The organism is Inquilinus sp. (genome assembly GCF_057815775.1).
The window spans coordinates 1-1,940 of record NZ_JBYRFX010000957.1; the positions used below are offsets into that span (position 1 = coordinate 1).

Consider the following 1,940-nt stretch of genomic DNA (forward strand, 5'->3'; position numbering starts at 1 on the left):
GAGATGTCGCTCGACACCCTGATCCCGGCCAACCCGAACAAGCCCTACGACATGAAGGAGCTGATCGGGAAGGTGGTGGACGAGGGTGATTTCTTCGAGCTGCAGCCCGCCTTCGCCGGCAACATCATCATCGGCCTGGCCCGGCTGCAGGGCCGCACCGTCGGCATCGTCGCCAACCAGCCGATGGTGCTGGCCGGCTGCCTGGACATCGATTCCAGCCGCAAGGCGGCGCGCTTCGTCCGCTTCTGCGACGCCTTCAACATCCCGATCGTCACCTTCGTCGACGTGCCGGGCTTCCTGCCGGGCACCAGCCAGGAATATGGCGGCATCATCAAGCCTGGCGCCAAGCTGCTGTTCGCCTATGCCGAGGCGACGGTGCCGAAGGTCACGGTGATCACCCGCAAGGCCTATGGCGGGGCCTATGACGTGATGGCGTCCAAGCATCTGCGCGGCGACCTGAACTACGCCTGGCCGACGGCCGAGATCGCGGTGATGGGGCCGAAGGGTGCGGTCGAGATCATCTTCCGCGCCGATCTCGGCGATGCCGAGAAGATCGCGGCGCGAACCGAGGAATACCGCGAGAAATTCGCCAACCCCTTCGTCGCCGCCGCGCGCGGCTACATCGACGACGTGATCATGCCGCACAACACGAGGCGGCGGATCTGCAAGGCGCTGGCGATGCTGGCGAACAAGAAGCTCGAGAACCCCTGGAAGAAGCACGACAACTTGCCGTTGTAGAGCGCCTTTATTCCGCCACGGCCGGATGGTGCTCTCCCTACTGGGAGAGACCGACACCGAGACTGGAATGACGACGCGTTTTCGCGGCCTGACCGCCCTTCTGGCCGGGGCGCTGCTGCTGGCTGCCTGCGCCACCGAAGCCGGCTTCCGCAAGGGGCTGGACCAGCTGATCGGCCAGCCGAAGGACCAGCTGGTCGTGCGCTACGGCCCGCCGATCTATGAGGGGACGACCGAGGACGGGCGGCGCTATTCGCAGTTCAACCTGTCCTGGGTCGAGACCGGCGGCGGCTATGTCACCAGCCGGCCGCAGACCGCCTTCGTGCGCGGCACCTATCGCGACGACGACGGCGACAGGCACCGCTACACCGAAGCGCGCACGGTCTATGTCGACCAGTACGTGCCGCCCTATGCGGTCGACCGGCGCTGCCTGACCACCTTCTACTTCACCCCGGCCGGCCGGGTCGGCAGCTACGCCTATTCCGGCGAGGGCTGCGTGGCGCCGGAGTAATCACAGCAGCGGCCGCAGCGCCAGGTCGAGGCCCAGGACCAGCAGCCCGAGGAAGAACCAGCGCCGGAATACCTCCGGCCGCACCTTCAGCCGCAGCCACTGCCCCACCGCCATGCCGGCCAGCGCCGGGGCCAGGGCCAGCAGCGACACGCCGGCGGTGGCCAGCGGAAAGGCGCCATGGCCGGCCAGCCCGGCCGCCAGGGCAATGGTCGAGACGGTGAAGGACAGGCCCAGCGCCTGGATCAGATCCTCCTTCTCCAGCCCCAGCGCCTGCAGATAGGGTACCGCCGGGATAACGAAGACCCCGGTGGCGGCGGTGACCAGGCCGGTGGCGGCGCCGATCAGCGGCGACAGCCAGGGCTCGACCCGCCGCGGCACCGACAGACGCGGACCAGCCAGCCCGACCAGGGCGTACAGCACCAGCGCGACGCCCAGCGCGGTGGCCGCCCAGCCCGACCCGTCGCCGGCCAGCAACCCGGCCCCCGCCCAGGTGCCGATGCCGATCGCCAGCATCATCGGCCACAGCCGGCGCAGCAGACCGCCGAAGCGCGGCCCGGCGAACAGCTGCCAGAGGTTGGTCACCAGCGACGGCACCACCAGCAACGCCGCGGCCTGGGCCGGCGCCATCGCCAGGCCCAGCAGCCCCATCGCCACGGTGGGCAGGCCGAGCCCGACCACGCCCTTGACGAAGCCG

Annotated in this window: 3 protein-coding genes; 2 read left to right on the top strand and 1 reads right to left on the bottom strand. The window is 69.3% G+C overall.

Annotated features, from left to right (window positions below):
* A partial coding sequence (locus AC3XYG_RS34450) for an acyl-CoA carboxylase subunit beta (RefSeq protein WP_489144404.1) occupies window positions 1-738 on the top strand: 738 nt, incomplete at its 5' end.
* Between the two features lie 67 nt (window positions 739-805).
* Window positions 806-1,246: a hypothetical protein gene (locus AC3XYG_RS34455; protein ID WP_489144405.1), complete on the top strand. Its 441-nt coding sequence runs from the start codon at window positions 806-808 to the stop codon at window positions 1,244-1,246.
* Here the strand turns inward: AC3XYG_RS34455 and AC3XYG_RS34460 are convergent.
* On the bottom strand, window positions 1,247-1,940 hold a 694-nt coding region (locus tag AC3XYG_RS34460; protein ID WP_489144406.1), incomplete at its 5' end, for a sulfite exporter TauE/SafE family protein.